Origin of the sequence: Roseateles depolymerans, from assembly GCF_003387155.1 — a bacterium.
In the GTDB taxonomy this organism is placed as follows: Bacteria; Pseudomonadota; Gammaproteobacteria; order Burkholderiales; family Burkholderiaceae_C; genus Roseateles; species Roseateles depolymerans.
On sequence record NZ_QUMT01000005.1, the window covers coordinates 121,053 to 141,391 of the forward strand.

12 protein-coding genes are annotated in these 20,339 nt (G+C 67.4%); 9 read left to right on the forward strand and 3 right to left on the reverse strand.

Features of this window, described 5'->3' with window-relative positions; genetic code table 11:
* Window positions 1–63 precede the first annotated feature (63 nt).
* Entirely contained in the window at window positions 64–1,059 is a 996-nt protein-coding gene (locus DES44_RS21165) for a Bug family tripartite tricarboxylate transporter substrate binding protein (RefSeq protein ID WP_058934209.1), read from the forward strand.
* Between the two features lie 289 nt (window positions 1,060–1,348).
* On the forward strand, window positions 1,349–3,280 hold the full coding sequence (locus tag DES44_RS21170) for a methyl-accepting chemotaxis protein (RefSeq protein WP_058934208.1): 1,932 nt from the start codon (window positions 1,349–1,351) through the stop codon (window positions 3,278–3,280).
* A 121-nt stretch (window positions 3,281–3,401) separates the two neighbouring features.
* Here DES44_RS21170 and DES44_RS21175 read toward each other — a convergent pair whose 3' ends face one another.
* The 3 genes from DES44_RS21175 to uraH form a co-directional block, all read right to left on the reverse strand.
* Window positions 3,402–4,718, reverse strand: coding sequence for a urate hydroxylase PuuD (locus tag DES44_RS21175; RefSeq protein ID WP_058934207.1), 1,317 nt, complete (start codon window positions 4,716–4,718; stop codon window positions 3,402–3,404).
* A gap of 107 nt (window positions 4,719–4,825) precedes the next feature.
* The gene (xdhC, locus tag DES44_RS21180) at window positions 4,826–5,635 is read right to left on the reverse strand and encodes a xanthine dehydrogenase accessory protein XdhC (protein WP_058934206.1); all 810 of its coding nucleotides are present in this window, start codon (window positions 5,633–5,635) and stop codon (window positions 4,826–4,828) included.
* 1 nt (window position 5,636) lies between these two features.
* Window positions 5,637–5,993 (reverse strand): hydroxyisourate hydrolase, encoded by a 357-nt coding sequence (gene uraH, locus DES44_RS21185; RefSeq protein ID WP_058934205.1) that lies wholly within the window; start codon window positions 5,991–5,993, stop codon window positions 5,637–5,639.
* 64 nt (window positions 5,994–6,057) lie between these two features.
* Between uraH and DES44_RS21190 the strand changes: the two genes are divergently transcribed.
* From DES44_RS21190 to DES44_RS21220, 7 genes are all read left to right on the forward strand, one after another.
* The gene (locus tag DES44_RS21190; protein WP_058934204.1) at window positions 6,058–6,774 is read left to right on the forward strand and encodes a GntR family transcriptional regulator; all 717 of its coding nucleotides are present in this window, start codon (window positions 6,058–6,060) and stop codon (window positions 6,772–6,774) included.
* A 26-nt stretch (window positions 6,775–6,800) separates the two neighbouring features.
* A complete protein-coding gene (puuE, locus tag DES44_RS21195) occupies window positions 6,801–7,784 on the forward strand; it encodes an allantoinase PuuE (protein WP_170156720.1) in 984 nt (327 codons plus the stop codon).
* Between the two features lie 15 nt (window positions 7,785–7,799).
* The gene (gene uraD / locus DES44_RS21200) at window positions 7,800–9,632 is read left to right on the forward strand and encodes a 2-oxo-4-hydroxy-4-carboxy-5-ureidoimidazoline decarboxylase (protein ID WP_083525398.1); all 1,833 of its coding nucleotides are present in this window, start codon (window positions 7,800–7,802) and stop codon (window positions 9,630–9,632) included.
* 49 nt (window positions 9,633–9,681) lie between these two features.
* Complete coding sequence (locus tag DES44_RS21205; protein ID WP_058937248.1) at window positions 9,682–10,914, forward strand: M20 family metallopeptidase; 1,233 nt, start codon at window positions 9,682–9,684, stop codon at window positions 10,912–10,914.
* A gap of 167 nt (window positions 10,915–11,081) precedes the next feature.
* On the forward strand, window positions 11,082–13,322 hold the full coding sequence (locus DES44_RS21210) for a prolyl oligopeptidase family serine peptidase (RefSeq protein WP_083525397.1): 2,241 nt from the start codon (window positions 11,082–11,084) through the stop codon (window positions 13,320–13,322).
* A gap of 478 nt (window positions 13,323–13,800) precedes the next feature.
* Complete coding sequence (locus DES44_RS21215; protein WP_058934203.1) at window positions 13,801–17,091, forward strand: hypothetical protein; 3,291 nt, start codon at window positions 13,801–13,803, stop codon at window positions 17,089–17,091.
* 12 nt (window positions 17,092–17,103) lie between these two features.
* Entirely contained in the window at window positions 17,104–20,328 is a 3,225-nt protein-coding gene (locus DES44_RS21220) for a hypothetical protein (protein WP_058934202.1), read from the forward strand.
* Window positions 20,329–20,339 lie beyond the last annotated feature (11 nt).

Below are 20,339 nucleotides of genomic sequence, written 5' to 3' on the forward strand. Positions count from 1 at the left end.
GGCGGACCGGGCCGCTGGCTAAGATCGGCTCGACTCTAGCCGAGCCCAGCCCCAGGAGACTTCATGGCCCTTCGCCCGACCTCTGTCCGCCGCCGCACCCTGCTGCTCGGCAGCGCCGCCACCACGCTGCTGGCCGCCACCCCCACCCAGGTTCGCGCGGACACCTGGCCGGCCAAGCCGATCCGATGGGTGGTGGCCTATCCGGCCGGCGGCGGCTCGGACTTTCTGGCCCGGCAGCTCGCGCCGGTGCTGGGGCGCCAACTCGGCCAGACCCTGGTCATCGACAACCGGCCCGGCGCCGCCGGCGTGATCGGCACCGACAACGCCGCCAAGTCACCCCCCGACGGCTACACACTGCTGACGGGTGACAACGGCGCCATGGTCTTCAACGGCGCGCTCTACAAGAAGCTGCCGTATGCACCGTCGGACTTCACGCCCGTGGCCTTCATGGCCCGCTTCCCGCTGCTGCTGGTGGTGAATCCGCAAGCCGGCTTCAGCTCGGTGCAGGACTGGTTGAAGAAGATGCAGGCCAAGCCGGGTCAGTACAGCTACGCCTCACCGGGAGTGGGCAGTCCGCACCACCTGGCCATGGAACTGCTCAAGGACCGGACCCACAGCTACATCGTGCATGTGCCCTACCGGGGCACCGCCTTCTCCACGCAGGACATCATCGGCGGCGTGGTGCCCATGGGCATCCTGGACACCGCCGCTGCCCTGCCCCATCTGCGCAGCGGACGGCTGAAGGCCCTGGCGGTGCTGTCCGGCAAACGCGTCGCCGCGCTGCCGGAGGTGCCGACCTTCGAGGAGACCGGCGTGAAAGGCGTGGACGTGAGCGCCTGGCAGGGCCTCTTCGTGCCCAAGGGCACGCCGGAGCCCATCGTCCAGCGACTGGCCACCGAAACGCTCAAGGCCCTCGCGCAGCCTGACGTCAAGACCAAACTGGAAGAGTTCGGGCTGGAAGTCGTCCCCACCGACGGACCGACGCTGGCCCGCTTCATCCAGCAGGAAACCACGCAGTGGCATGGCTTGATTCGCAGCCGCGGCATCTCCGCCGAGTAGCCTGACCGAATCGTGACGAGTCGCACGGAGCCCTGCATTTGTCCGCAATGCGGACCAACGAGTCCGGTACCAGTGCTACCGGACAGTGTCACAAAGGCGTCAAAGCGCCGCGCATTACTTCACGTGGAAGCCCAATAGCATTAGGTTATTCCCGCGATAGTCGTCTGTGAGGCGCGCTAATCGCCTTACGGCAGCTTACAGTTTGATTTAAACCAAAAAATCAATCCGAAGGCACCGCCTCTTTTGCCGGTGCTTCTCGCCACCTTTTCTGTTGGTGTAGGCCTGCGCTATGAACCCACAATCGTCTGTCCGGACGACGGTCGCCCGTCGTGTGTCCCTGCTTGCCAGCCTGGGCATCGCCGCCCTGCTGGTGGTGATCTGCGGCGCCCTGTCCTGGGTGCTGACCGAGCAGGCCCGCAAACGCACCGACGATTACATGGCCAGCGAAGCCGCTTCGGTGGCCCGCGTGGCCGACGCCCTGGACCGCACCGCCCGCGACTCCGCCAACCGTCTGTATGACGTGCTGGCCTCGGACCTGCCCGACGGCAAGTTCACCCTGGACGCCGATGGCGAGCTGTCGCACGACGGCCGCAAGATCAACGGCAACCTGGACCTGCCGGACAGCTTCACGCGCCGCACCGGCGGTGTCGCCACCATCTTCGCCAAGAAGGGCACCGACTTCATCCGCATCACCACCTCGCTGAAGAAGCAGGACGGCAGCCGCGCCATGGGCACCCTGCTGGACACCGCCGGCACCGCCTATGCCAAGGCCAGCGCCGGCGAGACCTATGTCGGCCCGGCCACGCTGTTCGGCGTCCCCTACATGACCCGCTACACCCCGGTGAAGGACGCTGGCGGCAAGATCGTGGGCATTCTGTTCATCGGCTTTGACATGCGCGGCCTGCAGGAAGAACTCGTGCAACTGGCCGGCGCGGTGAAGCTGTTCGACACCGGCGGCCTGTATCTGCTGGACCCGGGCAAGACGCCCGCCGATGCCATGCTCAAGGGCCACCCGACCGCCAAGGGCAAGAAGCTCGCGGACGTGCTCAAGCCCGACGCGGCAGAAGCCCTGGTCAAGCGCCTGGCCGAAGACAAGGACGGCGTGCTGGAAGAGCTGCCCGGCGTCTTCAGCACCGACCACAAGGACGCCTTCGCCGTGGCGCAGCGCTCCAAGGCCACCGGCTGGTATGTGGTGGCCGAAGCCTCCCGTTCCACCGCCCTGGCGTCCCACTACCGCACGCTGTGGGCCCTGTGGGGCCTGATGGCACTGGCCGTGGTGCTGCTGGGCCTGGGCGTGACCTGGCTGCTGGGCCGCTGGGTCGGCCAGCCGATGGCACAGCTGAACCGGGCCGTGGCCGCAGTGGCCGGTGGCGACCTGACCCACCCGGTGCGGGTGAACCAGCAGGACGACATGGGCGCCCTGGCCGCCAGCGTGGAGCAGATGCGCCAGCAACTGGCCAGCACCATCACGGAAGTGCGCCACGCCAGCGACAGTATCGGCACCGCCAGTGCCGAAGTGGCCGCCGGCAGCCGCGACCTGTCTTCGCGTACCGAGCAGTCCGCCAGCCACCTGCAGGAGACTGCTTCGGCCCTGGAAGAGCTGGCCGGCTCGATGAGCCAGACCGCCGCATCGGCCCAGCAGGCGCATCAGCTGGTGGGTGAGTCGGACCAGGCCGCCCAGCGCGGTGGCGCCGTGGTGCAGCAGGTCGTGACCACGATGGACGAGATCAGCAGCGCCAGCCGCCAGATCAGCGACATCATCGGCACCATCGACTCGATCGCCTTCCAGACCAACATCCTGGCGCTCAATGCCGCCGTGGAAGCCGCCCGTGCCGGCGAACAGGGCCGCGGCTTTGCCGTGGTGGCCTCGGAAGTGCGGCAACTGGCGCAGCGCAGCGCCGAGGCGGCCAAGCAGATCAAGAGCCTGATCACCACCAGCGGCGAACGGGTGGAATCCGGCGCGCGACTGGTGAGTGACACCGGCGCCGCCATGCAGGCCATCGTCACCAGCGTGCGCCGCGTGACCGACATCATTGGCGAGATCTCCACCGCCGCTCATGAGCAGGCACAGGGCGTCTCCCGCATCAATGGCGCCGTGGCGCAGCTGGACCAGGGCACGCAGCAGAACGCCGCGCTGGTCGAGGAAAGCACCGCCGCTGCGGAAAGCCTGCGCGAGCAGGCCCACCGTTTGGTGGAACAGGTCGGCCGCTTCCGCGTCTGACGCAGCGCCGTCGGGCGGGAGCCCGGCCTAGACGCAACATGGGACCGCCGAGGCGGTCCCATTTGTTTTGGTGCAGGGTTCGGCGCATCGGCCCACACAGCGTCACAGCGTCACAGCGTGCTCAGCGAGATTTGAACCAGCGCCCCAGCACCGCCCGCTCTTCTTCGGTGATGCCCGTTGCGTTGTTCAGCGGCATGGCCTTTTGCACCACAGCTTGCTGGTAGATGTCCTGCGCATGCTGCTCGATCAGCTCCGGCGTGTGCAGCTGGATGCGCTTGGGCGCCAGCGCGGCGTTGTGGCAGGACTGACAGCGGTTGTGGATGATGGACTGCACCTGCTCAAAGCTGGGTGGCCCGTCGGGCGCCGCAGTGCCAGCGCTTGCCACAGCGCTTGCCCCAGCACTTGGGCCCGCACTTGAGCCAATGCTCGACCCTGCGCTTGAGCCAGTGTTGGCGCCCAAGGCCGACGCTGACGCTGACGCTGACGTCGATGACGATGCCGACACCGGCAAGGACGACGGCGCCAGCCCAACGATCAACCCCATCAGCAGCACCCCCACCCCCACCAGCAGCGGCCACGCATTCACCCCCTTGTGGCGCTTCACGAACCAGGTGCGCACCAGCGCCCCCACCAGCATCAGTGCGATCAGCACCAGCCAGTTCCACGCATGGCTGTAGAGCATGCCGTAGTGGTTGGACAGCATCGCGATCAGCACCGGCAGCGTGAAGTAGGTGTTGTGCACGCTGCGTTGCTTGCCACGCTGACCGAAGATCGGGTCCACCGGCCGTCCGGCACGCATGTCCTCGATGACCTGTTTCTGGCCGGGAATGATCCAGAAGAAGACGTTGGCCGTCATCATCGTGGCCATCATCGCGCCGACGATCAGGAAGGCCGCACGCCCCGCAAACAGCTGGCAGGCCCCCCACGCGGCCACCGCGATCACCACCGCCACCAGGCCCAGCACCCGCCCGTCGTGGCCGATGCTGCCATCGGCCTGGCGGCCAAAGCGCCGGCAGATCTGGTCGTACAGCAGCCAGCCTCCCGCCAGAAAGCACAAAGCGCCGGTCACCGCGGCCGGGGCGCTCCAGTCATGCACCCGTTTGTCGATCAGGTAGGTGTCGGCATTCAAGAGGTAGAGCAGCGCAAACAGCGCAAAGCCGCTCATCCAGGTCCAGTAGCTTTCCCAATAGAACCAGTGCAGGTGCTTGGGCAGGTGGGCCGGCGCCACCAGGTATTTCTGCGGGTTGTAGAAGCCCCCGCCGTGCACCGCCCATAGTTCACCACCCACGCCCCGGGCGCGCAGGTCGTCGCTGGTGGGCGGCACCAGATGGTTGTCCAGCCAGACGAAATAGAACGAGGCGCCAATCCAGGCAATGGCCACCACCACATGCAGCCAGCGCAGCAGCAGGTTGGCCCAGTCGAGCAGATAACTGTCCATCAGAGACATTCTTCAGACACCGGATCACCACAGCGGGCGCTGTGATCCGGCCGAGCGTCGCGCTTGTGTGTCCTGGGCGCCGCGGCGACGGGGTGAAAGTGTATACGTCAGTCCTGCATCAGTTGCGCCACCGCGGCCAGCGCCACCACCTCCGGCTGCTTGCCGTGGATGCCCGGAATGCCGATCGGGCTGACGACACGGGCCAGTTCCGCTTCGGTGAAGCCTCGCGCCTCCAGCCGGTGGCGGAAGGCCGCCCATTTGCTCTTGCTGCCGATGAGGCCGATGGAATGCAGGTCTGCCTGCTCACGCTGCCGCTTCAAACAGGCCGCGAGGATGTCCAGGTCTTCCGCATGGCTGAAGCTCATGATCAGCACCCGCGACCCGGGCTCGATCGACGGCACCGCCGCCTGCACCGGCTCGGACTGCTCCGCCCGCACGTTGTCCGGCAGCGGGTCCAGGAAGACGCCTTCCCGGCTGTCCAGCCATTGCACCCGTGCTGGCAGGCGGGAGAGCAGCGTCACGATCGCCCGCCCCACATGCCCGCCCCCGAACAGCGCCACCGGCCGCCAGCCCTGCTGGCTGCCCAGACGTTCGTCCAGACCGGCGATGGCCGCGCCATCGAGCCATTCAAAATCCAGCCACACCACGCCGCCGCAGCACTGCCCCAGATTCACGCCCAGCGCAAACCGCTGGCGGGGCTCCAGCACACGCCCCGCCGCCAACGCCGCACGGGCGCGGGCAATGGCCTCGAACTCCAGTTGGCCGCCGCCGATGGTGCTGATCACTTCGGATGGCGTCACCGCCATCCAGGCACCGACCTCCCGCGGCCCGCTGCCATCCACCCGGCCCACCCGCACCAGCACCGCCGGCGCATGGGCCAGCCGCAGGGCCAGGGTCTGCCAGGGGCGAAGCGCCATGTCAGCTGCCCCGGTAGGTGGAATAGGACCAGGGGCTGGCCAGCAGCGGCACGTGATAGTGGGCCGATGCGTCCGCAATGCCGAAGTCCAGCGGCACTTCATCCAGGAAGGGCGGCTGCGGCAGCGACACGCCACGCCCGCTGAAATACCCCGCCACCGCAAAGACGAGCCGGTAACGGCCGGTGCGCAGCGCCTCGCCTTCCAGCAACGGCGCGTCGGCGCGGCCATCCGCATTCAGATGCAGCGACTTGAGCAACTGCGGCTCGCCCGCCCCCTCCAGACGGAACAGGCGGACCGACATGCCCGCCGCAGGGGCGCCATGCATCGTGTCCAGGACGTGGGTGGTGAGCTTGCCCATCGAGCGTCGGCGCTCAGCGCCGCAAGGTTGTGAATGAGCCAAAGTGTATACACTCCGGAACACAATGAGCGTGTCGCCCCTGTCTTCTTCTGCCTCCGCTGGCCTGCCCGCAGGCGGCTCGGTCACCGAGCGGATCACCGCCGCCGTCACCCAGGCCATCGTCGAGCGGCGCCTGATGCCCGGCACCAAGCTGGTGGAACAGCAGTTGGCCGACATCTTCCAGTGCTCCCGCACCCTTGTACGCCAGGCCCTGAACCAGCTCAGCCGGGACCGTCTTGTCAAGCTGGAGCCGGCCCGCGGGGCCTTCGTGGCCGAACCCGGTGTGGAGGAAGCGCGCCAGGTCTTCGAGGTGCGCAAGATGCTGGAGTCCGCCATGCTGGCCGACCTCTGCGAGCGCATCACGCCGGCCCAACTGCGTCAGTTGCGCAGCCATCTCAAGCAGGAGCGGGAGGCCGTCCGCCGCACGGATGTCCCCGGCCGCACCCGGCTGCTGGCCGACTTCCATGTGGTGCTGGCCCGCATGCAGGGCAATGCCGTGCTGGCGCAGATCCTGGCCGACCTGCTCTCCCGCAGTTCCCTCATCGCCTTGATGTACCAGAGCTCCCATTCCGCCGCCGAATCCCAGGCCGAGCACGAAGCCATCGTGGACGCGCTGGAGGCCCGTGACCAGGCGGCCGTACTGCGCCTGCTGGACAGCCATCTGGGCAATGTCGAGGCCAACCTGCGGCTGCATCCCCGGGTGCAGGACCTCAAGGCGGTGCTTGCACCCAACCGCCCCTGACCGCGACGATTCCCGGAGACCCCCTCATGCCCATGGCCCCCGCACCGTCCCCCGCCTCCCTGCAGCGATCGCCCGGCTATCCGCGGGACCTGATCGGCTACGGAGAGCATCCCCCGCAGGCCCAGTGGCCCGGTCAGGCCCGCATCGCCGTGCAATTCGTCTTGAACTATGAGGAAGGCGGCGAGAACTCCGTGCTGCACGGTGATGCCGGCAGCGAGCAGTTCCTCTCCGAGATGTTCAATCCGGCCGCCTACCCCGCCCGCCACCTGAGCATGGAGGGCATCTACGAATACGGCTCCCGCGTGGGGGTGTGGCGGCTGCTGCGTGAATTCGAGAAACGCGCCCTGCCGTTGACGGTGTTCGGCGTGTCGATGGCGCTGGAGCGGCATCCGGAGCTGACGCAGGCGCTGGTGCAGCTGCATCACGAGATCGCCTGCCACGGCTGGCGCTGGATCCACTACCAGGGCATGGACGAAGCCACCGAGCGCCAGCACATGGAAACCGGCATGGACATCCTGCAGCGCCTGACCGGCGAGCGGCCGGCCGGCTGGTACACCGGCCGCGACAGTCCCAACACCCGTCGCCTGGTGGCGGACTTCGGCGGCTTTGAATACGACAGCGACTACTACGGGGACGACCTGCCCTTCTGGCTGCAGGTGCGCAAGACCGATGGCTCGCTGGCGCCGCATCTGGTGGTGCCCTACACCCTGGACTGCAACGACATGCGCTTTGCCCTGCCGCAAGGCTTCAGCCACGGCGATGAATTCTTCGAGTACCTGCGCGACAGCTTCGACGTGCTCTATGCCGAAGGTGCGGAGCATCCGAAGATGATGAGCATCGGCATGCACTGCCGCCTGCTGGGCCGGCCCGGCCGCATGCGGGCGCTGCAGCGCTTCCTGGACCACATCGAGAAACATGACCGGGTCTGGATCACCCGCCGCGTGGACATCGCCCGCCACTGGCGCCAGACCCATCCCTTCGATCCCGCCACCGCCTTTGTCTGGGGCTGAGCCCCGAGCCCTACGATGAGCAGCATTCCCGCAAGCGCCTCCGGCGCCCCAAGCCCCACCCCTGCGTCCGCCTCGCCGCTGACCCTGGCCCAGCTGGCCACGGCCGACGAAGCCGGCTTCGTGGCCGCCCTGGACGGCATCTACGAGCACTCGCCCTGGATCGCCCAGCGCGCCCATGCCCGTCAGCCCGCCGGCGGATTCACCAGCCTGGCGGGCCTCAAGCAAGCACTGGCCGAAGTGGTGCGCACCGCCACCACGGACGAGCAACTCGGCCTGATCCGCGCCCATCCGGAACTGGCCGGCAAGGCGATGGTGGACAACAGCCTGACCGCCGAATCCAGCCAGGAGCAGAGCAAGGCCGGCCTGACCCACTGCACGCCGGAAGAATTCAAGCAGCTCCAGCAGCTCAATGCCGATTACAACGCGCGCTTCGGCTGGCCCTTCATCCTGGCGGTGCGAGGGCCGCGAGGCCTGGGGCTGAGTCGGCAGCAGATCATCGACACCTTCGCGCGCCGACTGCTGGGCCACCCGGACGTGGAACGGGCCGAATGCCTGCGCAACATCCACCGCATCGCCGAGATCCGCCTGAATGACCGCTTCGGGGTGCGTCCTGCCCTCGGGGAACAGGTGTGGGACTGGGCCGAATCGCTGGCGCGGTTTTCCGACCCGGGGTTTGCCGAGCAGGGCCAGCTCACCGTCACCTACCTGACCGAGGCGCATCGAGCCACGGCGACGCAGTTGATGGCCTGGATGCGGCAATGCGGTTTCGACGAGGTCTCGCTCGATGCAGTGGGCAACGTGGTGGGCCTCTATCACGGCCACTCGCCGGATGCACCGCGCCTGCTCACCGGCAGCCACTACGACACGGTGCGCAACGGCGGCAAGTACGACGGGCGGCTGGGCATCCTGGTGCCGATGGCCTGCGTGCGCGAGCTGCATCTGCAAGGGCGCCGGCTGGACTGCGGCATCGAGGTCGTCGGCTTTGCCGAAGAGGAAGGCCAGCGGTATGGCGCCACCTTCCTCGGCTCCAGTGCCCTCACCGGCCACTTCGACCCGGCCTGGCTGGACCAGCGCGACACCGACGGCGTCACCATGCGCGAGGCCATGCTGCACGCCGGCTTGCCCGGCACCATGGCGGCCATCGAGACCCTGCGGCGGGATCCGTCGCGGTACCTGGGCTTCGTCGAGGTCCACATCGAACAAGGCCCGGTGCTGGCCGAGCTGGACCTGCCACTGGGCGTGGTCACCTCCATCAACGGCAGCGTCCGCTACGTGGGCGAGGTGCGCGGCCTGGCCTCCCACGCCGGCACCACGCCGATGGATCGCCGCCGGGACGCGGCCGCCGCCGTGGCCGAGCTGATCCTCTTCGTGGAACAGCGGGCGGCCGCCATCCCCGATGCCGTCGGCACTGTCGGCCAACTGCAGGTGCCGGCCGGCTCCATCAATGTCGTGCCGGGACGCTGCCTGTTCAGCCTGGACCTGCGCGCCACCACCAATGAGGCCCGCGACCTGCTGGACCAGGACGTGCGTGCGGCGCTCGACGCCATCGCCCAGCGCCGCGGCGTGCATGTGCAGCTGCAGCGCACCATGGCCGTCCCCGCGGCCCCCAGCGCCCCCGCCTGGCAGCAGCGCTGGGAAGCCGCCGTGCAGGCCCTGGGACTGCCCGTCTACCGCATGCCGTCCGGCGCCGGCCACGACGCGATGAAGCTGCATGAAGTGATGCCGCAGGCCATGCTGTTCCAGCGCGGCCTGAACCTGGGCATCAGCCACAACCCGCTGGAGTCGGTCACCACCGACGACACCGAACTCTGCGTCCAGGCGTTCCTGGCGCTGCTGGAAGGTCTGTGATCCCATGAACCCCAAGAACGCCATGCCCCCGATGTCACCGATGTCCGAGATGACTGCCTACGAAGCCCTGGACGCCTGGATCGACGTCCACTTCAATGACGAGGTGGCCTACCTGCAGGCCCTGGTCCGCGTGCCCACCGACACCCCGCCCGGCAACAATGCGCCGCATGCCGAGCGCACCGCCGAGCTGCTCGACGCCATGGGGCTGACAGCGGAGCGGCATGCCGTCCCCGAGGCCGAGGTGCGCGACTACGGCCTGGCTTCGATCACCAACCTGATCGTGCGTCGCCGTTACGCCGAGGGTGGCCCGGTCGTGGCCCTGAACGCGCATGGCGACGTGGTGCCGCCGGGAGAAGGCTGGACCCATGATCCCTACGGCGCGCAGATCGAGGACGGCCAGCTCTACGGCCGCGCCGCTGCCGTCAGCAAGAGCGACTTCGCCACCTACACCTTCGCCCTGCGTGCGCTGGAGGCCCTGGGCCAACCGCTGCGCGGCGGCGTGGAACTGCACTTCACCTATGACGAGGAATTCGGCGGCGAGCTCGGCCCCGGCTGGCTGCTGAAACAAGGCCTGACCCGCCCCGACCTGCTGCTGGCCGCCGGCTTCAGCTACCAGGTGGTGACCGCCCACAATGGCTGCCTGCAGATGGAGGTGACGCTGCACGGCAAGATGGCCCACGCCGCCATTCCGGACACCGGCGTCGACGCCCTGCAGGCCGCGGTCGTGCTGCTGCAGGCGCTGTATGCGCGCAATGCGGTCTACCGCGGCATCCGCTCGCAGGTGGCCGGCATCACCCATCCCTATCTGAATGTCGGCCGCATCGAAGGCGGCACCAACACCAATGTCGTGCCCGGCAAGGTGGTGCTCAAGCTCGACCGCCGCATGATTCCGGAAGAAGATCCGGTGGCGGTGGAACAGGAGATCCGCGACGTCATCCAGACCGCAACCGCCAGCCTGCCGGGCATCACCGTGGACATCCGCCGCCTGCTGCTGGCCCGCGCGCTGCAACCGCTGCCCGGCAACCAGCCGCTGGTGGAGGCGCTACAGCGTCACGGCCAGGCCGTCTTCGGCGAGCCAGTGCCGACCTCCGGCACGCCGCTCTACACCGACGTGCGGCTGTACGGCGAGCACGGCATTCCCGCGGCCATCTACGGCGCCGGTCCGCGCACGGTGCTGGAGTCCCATGCCAAGCGGGCGGACGAGCGCCTGTCGCTGGAGGACCTTCGCCGCGCCACGAAGGTGGTGGCGCGCACGCTCTACGACCTGCTCAAAGCCGGATGATCCGCGCGTGACCCGTCCCAGGGGCAGGCTTTGCCTGGGTAGTTCCCCTGAGTGACCGAAGTCATGCCCGCCCAGACTGTGCACAATGCCCGCACCGCACCCCGCCCGCCGGGGCCACGAGCCCCACGGCGCGGCGATGTCTCATCGACTCCCTGGAGTTCCGCTCAATGACTTTCCGACTCTCCCTCGGTGCCGCCCTGGCCCTGAGCGTCTGCGCCCAGCTGTCCGCCGTGGCGCAATCCCAGACGCCCTCCCAGCAACCTTCCCCGCAGGAGTCGGCCAGCGCTCCCGCCGCAGCCGCCAGCGTCAGCACCGCCGCGCCTGCAGCGCCGCTGACCTACCCAGTCACCCGCAAGGTCGAGCAGTCCGACAACTACCACGGCACCATCGTCCAGGACCCCTACCGCTGGCTGGAAGACGACAACAGCCCGGAAACCAAGGCCTGGGTGATGGCGCAAAACGCCGTCACCGACCGCTTCCTGCAGGCCATGCCGCAGCGCCTGCCTGCCCGCAAGCTCTACACCGAGCTCTACAACTTCGAGAAGTTCGGCGTGCCCGTCAAGGAAGGCAACCGCTACTTCTGGACCCGCAATGACGGCCTGCAGCAGCAAGCGGTGCTCTACACCGCCCGTTCGCTGAAGGACACGCCGCAGATCGCGCTGGACCCCAACACGCTGTCCAAGGACGGCACGGTGGCCCTGTCCGGCACCGCCTTCTCCCGCGATGGTCGGCTGCTGGCCTACGGCATCGCCGGCGCCGGCTCCGACTGGCAAACCTGGAAGGTCCGGGACCTGGACACCGGCAAGGACCTGCCCGACACCATCGAATGGGTGAAGTTCTCCTCCGCCTCCTGGACGCCGGACGGCAAGGGCTTCTTCTACGCCCGCTACGACGCGCCCAAGGCCGGCGAGGCCCTGACCGGCGCCAACTACTACCAGAAGCTCTACTACCACCGCCTGGGCACCCCGCAGTCCGACGACGTGCTGGTGGCCGAGAACAAGGACGAGAAGCAATGGGGCTTCGGCGCCGATGTGACCGATGACGGCCGCCTGGCCATCATCAACATCTGGACCGGATCTGGCCGCAAGAACGGCCTGATGCTGCTGCCGCTGGATGCGCAGGGCGGCTATGCCGGCGCCAAGCCGGTGCCGCTGACGCTGGCCTTCGATGCGGAATACGTGCCGGTGGTGCTGGACGGCCAGCGCCTGATCCTGAAGACCGACAAGGACGCCCCGCGCGGCCGCCTGCTGGCCGTGGACCTGGGCAAGGACTGGACCGTGCCGGATGCAAGCGCCTGGACCACCCTGGTGCCCGAGGCCAAGGAAGCCATGGTGGGCGCCAGCGGCGTGGGGGGCCGGCTGCTGCTGAGCTACCTGGCCGATGCCTCGACCCTGGTGCGTGAATTCGGCGCCAACGGCAAACACATCCGCGACATCCGCCTGCCCGGCATCGGCACCGCCGCCGGCTTCAGCGGCAAGTGGCAGGACAGCGAGACCTTCTTCAGCTTCACCAGCCTGACCTCGCCCGGCGAGATCCACCGCCTGGATGCCAAGACCGGCAAGACGGAGCTGTTCAAGCGTCCCAAGACCGCCTTCCAGGCCGACCAGTTCGAGATGAAGCGCGCCTTCGTCACCAGCAAGGACGGCACCAAACTGCCGGTCTTCATCGCCCATCGCAAGGGCCTGAAGCTGGACGGCAACAACCCGACGCTGCTGTATGGCTACGGCGGCTTCAATGTGCCGATGACCCCCGGCTACAACGTGACGGCGGCCACCTGGATGAAGATGGGCGGCGTCTATGTGCTGGCGGTGCTGCGCGGCGGCGGTGAATACGGCGCCTCCTGGCATGAAGCCGGCACCAAGGAACGCAAGCAGAACGTCTTTGACGACTTCATCGCGGCCGGCGAGTGGCTGGTGCAGAACAAGTACACCCGTCCGCAGCGCCTGGCCATCAACGGCGGCTCCAACGGCGGCCTGCTGGTGGGCGCGGTGGTCAACCAGCGCCCCGACCTGTTCGGCGCGGCCGTGCCGCAGGTGGGCGTGATGGACATGCTGCGCTTCCAGAAGTTCACCATCGGCTGGGCCTGGGTGTCGGACTACGGCACCTCGGACAAGCCGGAGGACTTCCAGTGGCTCATCAAGTACTCGCCGCTGCACACCATCCAGAACAACAAGCGCTATCCGGCGGTGCTGGTGACCACCGGCGACCATGACGACCGCGTCGTGCCGGCCCACAGCTTCAAGTACACCGCGACGCTGCAGGCGGCCAACACCGGTCCGGCGCCCAAGCTGATCCGCATCGAGACGCAGGCCGGCCATGGCGCCGGCAAGCCCACCTCCAAGATCATCGAGGAGCGGGCCGACATCCTGGCCTTCATCGCCAACACCTTTGGCATGGACGTCCGCTGAGGGTGACCGGCGGCTGAATCTGCCCGGAACTGACGGGGATAAACCGGCTACTTGTTTGGCTGGATTTGCCCCCGGTTCTCCACCGGACAGCCGTCGTCCGTGCGGCGAAGATGCTGCTCATGACGACACGGCCTGACCCCACCCCCGTTGCTTCCACGCCCCGGCGTCCCGCAGACACGGTCTCGTGGGGAACCCGGCCGCCGCGCCACACCACTGTGGCTTGATCGTCGCCCCTCAGACGCGCCCAGGATGCAGCCTGACCCAGGCTGCCCGGTCCGGCGCCCCTGCGCTTTCGCCACGCCGCAGCTCCACACCGGCCTGAACCGGTGTCCAGGCGGTGTCCCGCGCTCTTGCCCGGCTTGCATGTGCAGGCCGGGCTTTTTTCTTGTCACCGTTCTTGTCACCATACGGATGCAATTGACCTAAGCTTGCGGCGCATGGGAGGCGCACTGCGGGCCGCCGCCGATGACTGAGCGGCATGTTCCCTCGTCCCACCACACCCTTCCTGGCGTTCGCGGGCGACCTCTACACGCCCACCGCGCTGGACCCGCCCCCGGCCAGCGTGCCAGCGCCGCCCCCGCGTGCGGACTGGACGTCCTACGAAGGGCCGGACAAGCTCCTCTCGCGGGAGTACCAGGCGTTTGAGCGATCCCCCGCGTTTCTGGCGGTCCATCGGCAATGGCTGGAGCGACTGGACGACTGCGAACGCTTCGCCACGCAGCGCTGCACGCCCGCAGAGGCCGCCGAGATCCTCGCGGGTCTGCAACGCATGCGCAGCGTCCTGCAAGACCAGTACGGCAGCCGCTTCGCAGGCGTCAAGATGCCGCTGCTCTACGGCCCAGCCAAACGGGCCATGGACCGCTTCTGCCAGCGACTGGCGCAGGAGGCGCTTCCGCTCGACTTCCGCCGCGCCCGCCTGCGCGAACTGACCAGCGCCCTGCACCTCTGCCAGGCGGCGGGCCCGGCCTTTCTGAAAGCGGCCGACGCCATGGAAGCGCCGGTGGAGGGCCTGCGCGGCGCCTTCTGGGACATCTTCGCCCACCGGTCAGACGACGCGCTGCGCCGCATCTTCGAAGGCGAACACACCGACGCGCGATGGCGGGCGTTGATGGAGGTGCATGGGGTCAACCGGCTGCGGCTGGAATACAGACTGCCGGGCGCAACGCACTCGGACATCCACAGCCTGGGCCCAAACCTGTTCCGCCCGGATCAAAAGCCGCGCCACCACCGCATCCTGCGCGAGGCCCTGGACCCTGTGCAGGTAGCCGAGGACCTCGCCGACCGCTACTGGCAAGCGCTGGGCAGCCAGCTTGCAGCCGAGGTGCCAGGGCGGACCTCGCGGGAGGATCTCAATCCCGCGATGCCGAAGATCCATGAGGCGGTCACCGCCTTGGGAGTCGCCCTTCATCCCGTGTCGATGAACAGCCTGCTGACGCTGGGCGAGGACATGAACACAGTCCATTGGCAGAACCGGTCGTCGCTGCTGACGCTGGACATGCTTGAGGCGCTGGAGCGGGAAGCCATCGTGGTGGAACAGCCGCGCGACACGTTGGCCACGCTGCAGGACGCCGAGTCGCGGCGGGTGCTGATGCGGGTCGGGACCGGGTTGTTCCTGATCAGTGAGTCCGTTCCTGGGTCCCCCACAGCCAGCCTGCGTCCGGTCCGCGTCACGGATTTATTGGCGCTGGCGCCCACGCTTCTCAAGCCCAAACCGGCCTATTGGGACGCGCTGCTCGCGACCACCCTGCGGGACGACACCACGTCGCCTCTGGCGCAGATTCCGCCACGCTGGCTCTGCACCCCCGCCTTGTGCCGGTCCTGGCTGGCCCGCATCGACGACACGCATTGGACGCAATGGCTCGGTGATCACCCCAGACTCTCACCCGAACACTGGCTCCACATGGCCGCAGCCCTGAACCGCCTGGACCGCAACGGCCGGCTCCAAAGCCTGTTGCAGGGCCATGCGCTGTCGGATGCACACTGGCAAAAGGTGCAGGCCAAACCGCTGCTCGATGTCGCGGTCAACGCCATCACCTCGTCTGCGTGCGAGGCGTGGCGTCAGTACTGGCAGCACACCCTCCCCCGACTGAATGCCGGCACCCAGATGGCGCTGCTCGCCCCTGCCGGCCGAGCCAATCTGCTGACCCAGATGCTTCAGCGCGAGATGCGGTTTGGGGTGTCGCTGATCGCGGATCTGGTCACATTGGCGCTGGCCTGCGGGGAGGTGCCGAGATCCAAAGCGATGGCCCTGTTGGACTGCCCGCTGCAGTCCGTCATGACCAAGGGAAGACGCGTCCTGCTCGAACCTCTGCGCAACATGATGCTCACCGCCATCCGGGAGCACTGGATCAGCCGCAATGACCTGATGAAATGGTTGAGCGAATCGGGGGCCGGCTGCGGCTGTGACGGGGCCATGGCGTGCCCGACAGATGAGCCGCTGAAGTGGTATTTGTCGCTCATCGATCAACTGCAGTCCGAGCGACTGCTCGACGCTGCGCAGGTGCGCCGCCTGGTGGCCGATCTGAAGGAAGACGGCTCCGCCGTCAGCCACGAGGCGGTCTTCCACGGCCATGCCCAGGTCCTGACCACTTACTTCGGCTGGCTGATGGACGCCATTGAGGCCCAACGGGTGCCCAAAGACCGCCTGCTGCCGCAGCTGACCTGCAATTGGAGAGAGGCCTTGGGGCTGGACACCCTGCTGGACCACATGGACGAGGCCTGCCTGAAAGCCTGGCAGGCCGTGCTGCTGAGTGCGGTCCAGCGAGGGCTGATCACGACCGAGTCGGTGGCGACCCTGCTCACAGCCAGGGATGAAGACGGCCAACCGGCCTTGCACCGTGTGATCGAGGACGTCGGTGCGCGGCCTCACCCTCCGAGTGACTCCCATCCTCCCCACTCCGCCTGGTTCAGGACGGTGGCGGAACTGCGGCGGGACCATGCGCTGGACGGCCGGCAGTTCATCCGGTTGCTGCGCGGCGGCGCCGACCAGCTCTTCGGCCTTGGACCGCCACTGTTGTACCGCTTGATCGTGGCGCGCCAGGATCAGGCGCGCTCGTCCAGCTACCTGTCCAACCTGATCGGACTCCATGCAGCCCAACTGCTCACCGCCGAGGAACTGGCTTACCTCATCGGTGCCCCCCACACGCGAAAAATGCGGCCGGCCTTGGTGGTTTTGATCGAGAAAGGAGACCGACAGGGGCTTGAATACCTTGTGAAGCAGTTGATCCTGATGGGAGGGAAAGGCTGCCTTCATTCGCCAGCGCTGGTCCAGTTGCTCAATGGCCAGGTCTCCGCTGAGCCCGGTGCGCCCGGTGCGCCCGGTGCGCCCGTGGCCCGCGGTGTGCTGACGCCCGGCAGCCGGACCGCCCTCGTCACCGCCATCCGCCACAGGGATGCGCAGGCGCTGAGACTGCTGCTGGACGCGTCCCTGGCGATGGCCTCCCAGCGCTCGGTCACCACGTCGGACTGGCTCACGCTGCTGTTCCCCGATCACAAGGACGCAGACCCCGTCAGGGCGCTGCTACGCGTCCATCACCCACCGTCGCTGGACGTGTTCCGCGGCTGTCTCGCAGCGGCACGACGCCAGGGCCTTCTCACCGAACCTCAGTGGCAGCAATTGCACAGCCGCTTGCCGCCCGCCAGTCACGGCAGTCACGCCAGTCACGCCGTGCATGACACCTTGCAAGGCACCTCCCACGACAGCTCCCTCGACACCTCCAACGACGCCCCCCCTGACGCAATCACCCACGCCCGCCCCCTCCCTCACTGAGCCCCTATCGCCATGTTTGATCCCCGCCTTGTGTCGCCGTTCCTCAACGACGTCCCGCATTTCTACACGACGACCAGCTTCTCGCCGCCGCCCAGGCTGGAGCCGCCCACCCGCCCAGCGGACTGGGTGTCGTTCAATGCGCTGGAAAGCACTGGCTCCGATGGATTCGAGGCATTCAGGGCCTCACCCGACTTCACGCTCGCCCAGCAGCAGCTCCTCGAACGGATCGAGCAATGCGAGCAGTTTGCCAAGCAGCACTTCACGCCTGAAGAGGCGCGAAGCATGGGCGAAGGCTTCAGCGCGTTCCGTCGGAATCTGCTGGACAACAACGGCGCCTTCTTTGGTGACGCGCTGAAGCAGCTCTACGGGTCCGGCAAGCGCAACTTCGACACTTTCTGCCTGCGGCTGGAGCAGGACATCGACTTGCATCAACGCAAGACGGCCCTTCGGGAACTCGCCGGACAGCTGCACAACTGCCGCTCCTCCGGGCCCGCCTTCCACGACGCCGCACTCTCCCTGGACCGCGCCCCTGGCGGGCTCCACGGCGAGTTTCATGACTTGCTGATGCAGCGCATCGATGCGCTGCTGCAGGAGGTGGTGAACCGTCCATTGCTCGGCGTGGCCCAGACCCGGCAGCATCTCTCGGAGCGGCAGGATCGGCTCCGAGACATGGAAGTCCACATGGTCAACCGACTGAAGATGGAACTCGATCTTCCCAATCCAGGCGCTTTGGACTGGTTTGTCGGCGGGACCGATCTCATCGAGCCTTATCAGATTGGGCTGGCCAGGAACCTGCTCAAGGCACAGCTGCGGCCCGTCTTGCTGGCACGCGAATTGGCCGAGCGCTACATGGAGCAGTTTCGCAGCAAGCTTCCCCCCGAGGCGCTGGCGCCCGACGCCGATCTGAACTCCCACATGAAGTCGATCAACGACGCTCACCGTGCCGTAAGCGCCACCTATGGTCCGGTGAGTTTGCACCACCTGCTGATGTGCGACGAAGAGACCGACGCGTGGCGCTTGCAGCCGGACCTCTCCGTGCTCACCCACGACCTGCTGGAACACCTGGCGGCCCAGAACCTGATCGTGCCTGCGCGCACCTCCAGCATCTGGCAGGAAGGTTCCAAGGACGGCATCTGGGATCTCATGCAGGTCGATTGGCGTCTGTTTCTGGTGGAGGCGCGTGAGCCGCCCCAGGCCCCACCCGCCAAGAAGCCTGTACAGATGCATCACGCCATGGCCTTCCTGAACCAGATGCGAATGGCCCCGCCCGCCGCGCTGGTCAGCGCCGTGCTGTCGGACACCCCAGGCGTGCAACGGCAGGTCCCCATGTCCTGGCTGAACGATGAAGCCAATCTCACGACCTTTTGCCGCGCCCAGGGAGACCGGAACTTCCAGACCTGGATCGAGCGTAAAGAGAATCTGGCGGAGGCCTCCTTGTCCGTGCTGCTGCCCACCCTGGCCAACTTGGGCATGTGGCGGTCGTTCGCTGCCGTGCTCGACCAGGCCCCCTGGCCCGCTGCAGAGGTCGTACGGCGCGCAGGAGGTGCTGACATGTTGCTGCGGGCGCTCACCGCTTCCAGCGATCCGGTTCGCAGACGGTGGATGGCTCAATGCGAAAGCGCCCTCCCCGCCCTGAGCACCGAAGAAGTGAAAGCCCTGGTCGAGCTGCCGGCTGAACCCCTCCGCCGCGCTCTCGTCGGTGCAACAGGAGCCACCATCAATGGATTTGTGGACCTGATCGAAGCCGCCCACACGAAATGCGCCTTTCCGCTTGAGAAGCTGGAAGATCTGCTGTGCCTGGACCTTGAGTCCATGATGGCTCGAGGCAACGCCGAGGCCCTGACCGTCCTTTTCAATCGACTGGCAGCGCTTCAACGGCGAAACGTCCTGCCCGACAACTCCCTGGTCGACCTGCTGGGGGGCGAAGACGGCCAGGGCTGCTCGGCCGCCCTGGAACACGGACAGACGGACGTGGTGGACGCCTTCGATGAGTTCGTGGTCAGGTTGTTCAAGCAAAACGTCCTGGGCTACAACCACGTGGCCCGATTGCTGGGCCTACCGAAGCGCAACCACGACTCGGGAAGCGCCAAAGCGATTCGCAACGGCCATGCGGCCGCCTTCTCGCAGCATCTCGCTCACCTGCAAAAAGCCTTCCAGCTGCAAGTGTTTCTGCGCGAGGAGATTTCCGATCAGCTCGCCTGCCGGGACGCGGCGAATCGGCCAGGGCTGATGGTCATGCTGCAGTCGGGTCGCCACCCCTGCCTGCCGGCCTGGCGGCAGGCCGTTGCAGCGGCCGCCAAGGGCGGATTCCTTCGTGAGCCGGAAGTGATGCGTCTGCTGGCCCCGCGTTCGGAAGACGGCGCGCCCTGGATACTGTCGCTGCTCGAGAACCCCGCAGGCGCGCACTACGGTTCGGACTGGCTGGAGCAGGCGCACAAGCTCCAGGCAGCGGGGGCCCTGGGGGAGCATGCCCTGGTCGCGCTGCTGGACGGGTATCCCCGCCATCCGCAGGACTGGGACAGCAGCCTGCTGCTGGACGCCATGCAGCCGGATCGGTTTCCCAACACGGTCAAGCAGCTGATCAACCTCTTTGGGTTTGCCTACAAGCGCCATGCTTTCGCTCCGCGTGACCTTGCACAGTTGCTCATCCCCATCCAGGACCTGGACTCGAATCGCAACGCGCAGGCCATCCTGCGTATCGCCGGCCTGGGTCGGCATGTGGAAGCGATGCTCGAGGGATTGCGAGATCTGGGCCAAGCCAATCACCTGAGCGGCAGTCCGCAGCTCATGTTGCTGCATGCCATCGCCCGTTTCCGCCTGGCTCGACTGAGCGGCCCGACGCAAGCCGGCATCAGCAGCCTGCTCCAAAGCCTGTTGGCGACCGCTGTGGCCACCTCGGAACCCCCGCGCGTTCACGCCGAATTCTGGGGCGAACTGCTGCTGAATGCCAAATTGCCGCAGGACGGTCCCGCCCCGGACCCGGCCGACCAGCGCAGCGAAGTGATCGGCCTTCTGAGCCTGGTGGACCAGGCCGTCACCCGCGCGGAGCAGCTGGGCATGATCGGGGCCACGGAAATGGCGAATTACCTGCGGGAAATCCGACGCCTCGGGCCGGCCGATGCCCCACTGAAAACGCCCCCACCCGTCGCCCCCAAACCCAAGCTTCCCCCTGAGCGCCTGATGCGGGGGGCCGCGAACCAGCCGCCCGCATCCGCGCAGAGCCCGCTCCCTCACTGACACCGTGTTGC